The sequence below is a fragment of the Streptomyces rimosus subsp. rimosus genome (assembly GCF_000720725.1).
GTDB classification, from domain to species: Bacteria; Actinomycetota; Actinomycetes; order Streptomycetales; family Streptomycetaceae; genus Streptomyces; species Streptomyces rimosus_A.
In genome coordinates, this window is record NZ_JOCQ01000109.1 from 20618 (window position 1) to 27391 (window position 6774).

At 73.3% G+C, this 6774-nt stretch carries 6 protein-coding genes; 4 read left to right on the forward strand and 2 right to left on the reverse strand.

The genetic code is table 11. The features are described from left to right. Positions 1 to 7: 7 nt before the first annotated feature. Positions 8 to 1168, reverse strand: a complete 1161-nt coding sequence (locus tag IH45_RS0135720; RefSeq protein WP_050515424.1) for a thiolase C-terminal domain-containing protein — start codon at positions 1166 to 1168, stop codon at positions 8 to 10. Between the two features lie 124 nt (positions 1169 to 1292). Here IH45_RS0135720 and IH45_RS0135725 point away from each other — a divergent pair, with 124 nt between their 5' ends. Further along, on the forward strand, positions 1293 to 2528 hold the full coding sequence (locus IH45_RS0135725; RefSeq protein ID WP_030678539.1) for an acyl-CoA dehydrogenase family protein: 1236 nt from the start codon (positions 1293 to 1295) through the stop codon (positions 2526 to 2528). Between the two features lie 86 nt (positions 2529 to 2614). Then, positions 2615 to 3091: a nitroreductase family deazaflavin-dependent oxidoreductase gene (locus tag IH45_RS0135730; protein WP_030678541.1), complete on the forward strand. Its 477-nt coding sequence runs from the start codon at positions 2615 to 2617 to the stop codon at positions 3089 to 3091. 218 nt (positions 3092 to 3309) lie between these two features. On the opposite strand, the gene IH45_RS0135735 is transcribed toward IH45_RS0135730, so the two are convergent. Further along, positions 3310 to 3957 carry a TetR family transcriptional regulator gene (locus IH45_RS0135735; RefSeq protein WP_003983182.1) on the reverse strand — a complete coding sequence of 216 codons (648 nt, stop codon included), beginning with the start codon at positions 3955 to 3957 and terminating at the stop codon, positions 3310 to 3312. A 346-nt stretch (positions 3958 to 4303) separates the two neighbouring features. Between IH45_RS0135735 and IH45_RS0135740 the strand changes: the two genes are divergently transcribed. Both IH45_RS0135740 and IH45_RS0135745 read left to right on the forward strand, forming a co-directional pair. Then, entirely contained in the window at positions 4304 to 5068 is a 765-nt protein-coding gene (locus IH45_RS0135740) for a VOC family protein (protein ID WP_030678545.1), read from the forward strand. Between the two features lie 623 nt (positions 5069 to 5691). Continuing rightward, positions 5692 to 6774, forward strand: a 1083-nt coding sequence (locus IH45_RS0135745; RefSeq protein WP_030678548.1) for a serine/threonine-protein kinase, incomplete at its 3' end; no start/stop codon positions are given.

A 6774-nucleotide genomic window follows, 5' to 3' on the forward strand; every position in this document is an offset into this window, starting at 1 on the left:
CGCGCCCCTACCCCCGCCCCAGCACCAACGTCCCCGACGAACAGAACCATCCGCCCGTCCCCGACGCCACGGCGAGTTCGGGCGGGCGGCCGTGCGCGCGGCGTACCTGGCGGTCGGGGCCGGCTTCGCCGCGTAACTGAAGTGCCGCCTCGACCAGGAGGAACAGGCCGCGCATGCCGGGGTGGCAGGCGGACAGGCCGCCGCCGTCCGTGTTGACGGGCAGGCCGCCGTCCCGCAGCAGCCGCCCCTTCGTGACGAACGGGCCGCCCTCGCCCTTCGCGCAGAAGCCGAGGTCCTCCAGGGTCACGAGGGTCATGTAGGTGAAGGCGTCGTAGATCTCGGCCACGTCGATCTCCGCCGGGCGGACCCCGGCCCGCCCGAAGGCCCGGCGCCCGGAGACGGCGGCGGGGGAGACGGTGAAGTCGTCCCACCCGGACATCGCGGCGTGCGAGACGGCGGTGCCCGTGCCCAGCACCCAGACCGGCGGTTTGGCCAGGTCGCGTACGTACTCCTCGGCGACGAGAAGGACCGCGCAGCCGCCGTCGGAGCGGATGCAGCAGTGCAGCTTGGTGAACGGGTCGGCGATCACCGGGCCGGACAGGACCTCGTCGACCGTGATGGGCGTGCGGTACATGGCGTCCGGGTTGGCTGCCGCGTTGGCCCGCGCCTGGACGGCGATCTCCGCCAGCTGGTCCAGGGTGGTGCCGTACTGGTGCATGTGGCGGCGGGCGGCCATGGCGTACTTGGAAACGAGGGTGTGGCCGTACGGCACTTCGTACTGGAGCGGGCCCCGGGCGCCGAAGGAGAGGTTGGCGGTACGGCGGCGGGCCTTGAGATCCGCGCGCGCTGTCGAGCCGTACACCAGGAGCACCGCGCGCGCCTGCCCGGCCGCGATCGCGTCGGCGGCGTGCGCGGCCATCACCTCCCAGGTGGCGCCGCCCACCGAGGTGGAGTCCACCCAGGTGGGGCGCAGTCCCAGGTACTCGGCCACCTCCACGGGCGCGAGCGTGCCGAGCCCGGCCGAGGCGAAGCCGTCGACCAGCGAGCGGTCCAGTCCGGCGTCGGCCAGCGCGCGGCGGGCGGCCTGGGCGTGCAGGGCGTACGGGGTGGCGTCGTCCACGCGTCCGCAGTCGGAGAGCGCGACACCGGCTATGGCGACCTTGCGCATGGAGCTGACGGTACATCAGGTTTGCTGGGCGGCGGCAGGCGTGTGGGGCTGGGCATTTGCGGTGGGTGTACCTAACATGACGGCTCGTCAGGTCACGCCGGTGACGGCCGGGAGGAGCCCGCCGATGGATGCCGCGTTCACCGAGGAGCAGCACGAGATCCGCCGTACGCTGCGGGAACTGCTCCAGAAGCGCTGCGGCCCCGACGAGGTCAAGGCCGCCGCCCGTACCCCCGAGGGATACGACCCGGCCCTGTGGCGGCAGCTCGCGCAGCAGCTCGGGCTGCCGGGGCTGGCCCTGCCCACCGCGTACGGCGGAGTCGGCTGCGGGGCCACGGAACTCGCCCTGGCCTGCGAGGAGACAGGGCGCGTGCTGCTGCCGTCACCGCTGCTGCCCACCGCCGTCCTCGTCGCGCCGCTCGTACTGGCGCTGGGGACGGAGCGGCAGCGCGCGGAGCTGCTGCCCGCCCTCGCGGCGGGCGAGCTGACCGGCGCGCTCGCCGTACCGGGTGGCCGGCTGGCCACCGCGCTCGCGCTGACCGGCCCCAACGACGGGGACTGGGCGGGCGGCGGCCGGGCCGGTGGCATCCAGGCGCGGAGGTGCGCGCCGGAGCGGGGCGGCGCGGAGGGGGAGTGGCGGCTGTACGGGGAGGCCGAGCAGGTGGTGGGCGGGCACGGCGCGGATGTGCTGCTGGTGGCCGCGCACGCGGGCGGCTACGCGCGCAGTCGCACGCTGCTCTTCGTCGTGCCCGGCGACGCGCCCGGACTCGTACGGACCCGGCAGACGGCGATGGACGAGACCCGGCCGTCGGCGCGTGTCCAACTGCGCGATGTGGCAGCGGGGTTGCTGGGGGCGGAGGAGGCGCCGGGGCCGGTCGTGGCCGCGCTGGCGCGGGTGGGGGCCGGTGCGGCGGCGGCGCTGGCGGCCGAGGCGGTCGGTGCGGCGGACGCGGCGCTCGGGCGGACCGTCGAGTACGTCCGGGCGCGGGAGCAGTTCGGGCGGCCCATCGGATCGTTCCAGGCGGTCCAGCACCGGCTGGCGGATCTGTACGTACGGGTGCAGGCGGCCCGGTCCGGCGCCTACTACGCGGCGTGGGCGGTGGGCGCCCCGGCGCAGGCCGCCGAGCCCGGCGCACCCGGCCTCGCGCTCGCGCACGCCCTGGAGACGCTGCGCGCGGTGGCCGGGGAGGCCATCCAGCTGCACGGCGGCATCGGCTTCACCTGGGAACACGATGCCCACCTCGCCTTCAAGCGCGCGGCCTGCGACGAACTGCTGCTGGGGCCCGTGCACCGGCTGCGGGCGCACGCCGCCGAGACGGCGGGCCTCTTCGGGGCCGACGGCCGGGCGGCGGTTCCGGCGTGAGGGCGGCCGGGCGGGGAACGGTGCCCGTAGGGGCGGGGGAGGCCGGCGGAGCGAAGAGGTGCAGCAGGGTGAAAGGGGTCGGCAGGGTGAAGGGGACCGGCAGGCGGCTGGTGCAGAAGGTGTCGGCCACGCGGGCGTTCGCGCGGGTGGCGCCGTACGTCATCCCCGCGCTCGACCGTACGGTGCACCGGCTCACCGGCGGGAAGGTGCTGCTGAGCGCCCGGATGCTGCCCGGGGCGATCCTGACGGCGACGGGCGCCCGGACGGGGCTGCCACGGCGTACCCCGCTGGCGTGCCTGCCGGAGGAGTCCGGCACCTGGCTGCTGATCGGCAGCAACTTCGGCCGTACGGGGCACCCGTCCTGGACGGCCAATCTGCTGAAGAACCCGGCGGCCGAGATCAGTTGGCGGGGCCGGGACATTCCGGTACGGGCGCGGCTGCTGAGCGGGGACGAGCGGGCGCGGGCGTGGGCGGAGGTGCGGGAGATCTGGCCGCCGTACGCCGCGTACCAGGCGCGCGTCACACGGGAGATCCGGATCTTCCGGCTGGAGGCGCGATCATGAAGCGGCGGCGTGCGCAGACGCGTACAGCGGGTGCCGGCCGCCCCGGGGGCCGCCAACACCCGCTGTACCGGACAGCCATGGCAGGACGTGCGCGAACGCAGAAGAGTGTTCCGTGAGCCGGATTCCGTGAATTCCCCGAGTTGGCCGGGATTCCCGGAATTCCGCAAATTCCCGTAATGCCGCCCGGACCGGGTCGAACGGGGCCGGACCGGCCGGGTTCATTTCGTGGGCTTCTTCCCGGTGACACCGAGATGGACCAGCAGGGCCAGGTTCGGCTTCAGTTCCTGCTGTTTGACGCCCCAGCTCGTGAAACCCTTCTGGTGGGCGGCGACCGCGGCCAGCATGGCGACGATCGAACCGGCCATCGCGGCCGCGCTGACGTCTTTGTCGACCTTGCCCTTGGACTGGAGTTCCTTGATGGAATCCGTAAGGGAGTTGGTGACGGCATTGAGGATCTTCATGCGGATCTTGTAGAACCGCTTGTCGCCCTCGGCGGCACCGAGGTCCACGACGCGCAGGATCGCGTCGTTCTGCCGCCAGAAGGAGAGGAATCCCTCGACGAGTTCCTCGGCCGCCTGGCGGCCGGACTTGCCCACCCAGGAGCGCCCGGCGACGAGATCGGTCAGACTCGCGCCCTCCTTGGCCATCTCCTCGGCGATTTCCAGTACCGCGCCCTCGACATCGGGGAAGTACTGGTAGAACGTCGCGGGCGAAGTGCCCGCTTTGCGGGCCACATCGATGACCTTGACGTCTCTGTACGGGGACGAACTGAGCATGTCGCTGAGGCAGTCGAGCAGCTTCTGCCGGGTCGCCTGTCCGCGGCGCCCGGCGACTCTGCCGTCGACGGTTCGTACTTGTCCTGTCATGCCGTCAGCTTACCGAGGGGTGATCGGAGCGCGATTTGGCTGCCTGCAAATGGGGATGCGGGAGTTCGGCCGTATCGGCCCTGCCCGATCCCGGGCCCACGGCGTCTTCGGAGGTCCGCGGCGGGGCCGCGGGCGGCTTGGCCCGAACAAGTGAATCGTCTTATCAACAGGCTGTGGACAACTTATCCGCACCGGTGGACGAGGTTCCGAAGGCCGTACGCCGGCCGCGGGACGGTCCATTGTCGGACGCCGAGAATTGTCCGGTAATGAGCGTGATCGCAGAGAATTGACAAAATGTTCGATTACTGTCCGGGCGTGCTGCTTGATCCAGGGCTACTTTGTTCCCATGACTGCATTCGCGGCGGGCACGCCCTGCTGGGCGGACGTCATGCTGCCCGATCCGGAAGCGGGCAAGCGATTCTACGGCGACCTGTTCGGCTGGACGTTCTCCGAGGGCTCCGCCGAGCACGGCGGCTACACCGTGGCGTACCGGGACGGCAGGGCCGCCGCCGGCCTGATGCCCAAGCGGGACGGCCGGATGCCCACCGCGTGGAACCTCTACTTCGCGACCCCGGACGCCGCCAGGACCAGCACGAAGATCCTGGAAGCGGGCGGCCGGATCGTCTCCGAGGCCGTGCCCGTCGGCGACTTGGGCACCCTGCTGGTCGCCGCCGACCCCACGGGCGCGGTCTTCAGCGTCTGGCAGGCGGGCGGCCACCGCGGCTTCGAGGTGACGGGCGAGCCCGGCGCGTACGTCTGGATGAGCCTGAACACCCGCGACCCGAAGGGAGCCGACGCCTTCTACGGCGCGGTCTTCGGCTTCGAGGCTGTGGCCGACAGCCCGGCGTCCGACGAGCGCTTCTCCCCCTGGCGGCCGGCCGGACGGACGCAGGAGATCGGCGGCCGGGTCCTCATGGACGACCGCGTTCCGGCCGAGATGCCGCCGCACTTCACCGTCTGCTTCCTCGCCGCCGGAATGGACGACGCCGTGCAGACCGCCACCCGCCTCGGCGGCCGGGTCGTCGCGGAGCCGGTCACTACTCCAGGCGGGCCCTTTGCGGTGCTCGCCGACAACCAGGGAGCCGCGTTCGGCGTCCTGTCCCCTAAATAGACAACCGGCCCGTGCTGCACGGGCACCCCGCACAGCACCCACGGGCCGGTACCGGCACCCGCTGTCGGGCCGCGGACGGCGCGGCCCGGCAGCGGGCCCGTGCGGGAACCGCTCGAACGGGCGGGGCAGCGCGGTGACCATGAGTGCGGCACAGTGGGTAAGGGCCGCGCCGGAGCGCGGCGGCGCGGGACGGACACGGGGACGGGACGGCATGACCGGCAGGGATACGGGCAGCAGGTTCGGCGGACGGCCGCGCACGGGGCGCCGGGCGGCGTCGCCGGAGATATCCGTCGGCACGCGGCCGGTGTGAGGGCGCCGCGGCGCGGCGCCCCAAGGGCCGTGCGGGCCGTGTTCGAGGGGTTTCCGGGCGCGGACGCCGGTGCGCCGGGGCACCCGTACGCGGCACCTCGTCACGACAGGTGACGTCGGCGCCGCGCGGCGCGGGGGCCCGCCGGGACACGACGGGAGCGGCCCCGGGTTCGCAACCGTGGGCCCGGCCAGGAAGAATCAGCACGCGTACGGCCGAATCGGCCAGGCGGTGAGACGCTGCACGGGGCAGTGGCTCTCGGCGGCCACTGGCTTTTGAGAGTCTCTTTTACGCCCCACGGGGAGGTGGCAGGCAAGTGGTGGAACAGCTGACACAGCTGACGCAGCACGATCCCCGGCGGATCGGCCCGTTCGAGGTGCTCGGCCGTCTCGGGGCCGGCGGCATGGGGCTGGTCTACCTCGCGCGCTCGGCGTCCGGGCGGCGCGTGGCGATCAAGACGGTGCGTACGGAACTCGCCGAGGACCAGCTGTTCCGGGTCCGCTTCACCCGCGAGGTCGAGGCGGCCCGCGCGGTCAGCGGCTTCTACACCGCGGCGGTGGTGGACGCGGACCCGCGCGCCGCAGTGCCGTGGCTGGCGACCGCGTACGTGCCCGCGCCCTCCCTGGAGGAAATAGTCAATGAGTGCGGGCCGCTGCCGGCCCAGGCGGTGCGCTGGCTCGCGGCCGGCATCGCCGAGGCGCTGCAGTCCATCCACGGCGCGGGCCTGGTCCACCGGGACCTGAAGCCGTCCAACGTGCTGGTCGTCGAGGACGGCCCGCGCGTCATCGACTTCGGCATCGCCAGCGGCGTCTCCAACACCCGCCTGACCATGACGAACGTCGCCGTCGGCACGCCCGCGTACATGTCGCCCGAGCAGGCCCGTGACTCCCGCAGCGTCACGGGCGCCAGCGATGTCTTCTCGCTGGGCTCCACCCTGGTCTTCGCCGCCACCGGACACGCCCCCTTCCATGGCGCCAACCCGGTCGAGACGGTCTTCATGCTGCTGCGCGAGGGCCCGGACCTGGCCGGGCTGCCCGACGAACTGCGGCCGCTGATCGAGTCCTGCATGCAGATGGAGGCGCCGGGCCGCCCCACCCCCGCCGACCTCCAGTCCCAGCTCGCCCCGCATCTGTTCGGTTCCGGCAGCGACGACAGCGGCACCGCCTCCGCTTGGCTGCCGGACGGCGCGGTCGCGCTCATCGAGGGGCGGCGCGGCGGGCGGCAGACCACCCCGGCGTCCGCGGGCCGAGGCGGCTCCGGGCAGGGCCGCGTCGCGCGGCAGCCCGTACCGCAGTCGCCCCCGCCCGTACAGCCGCCACCGCCGCGTCCGCGCAACGCCCCGGCAGCCGCCGCGGCGCAGGCGGGCGGGGCGATGGCTGCCGCGCCATCGGCCGAGCCC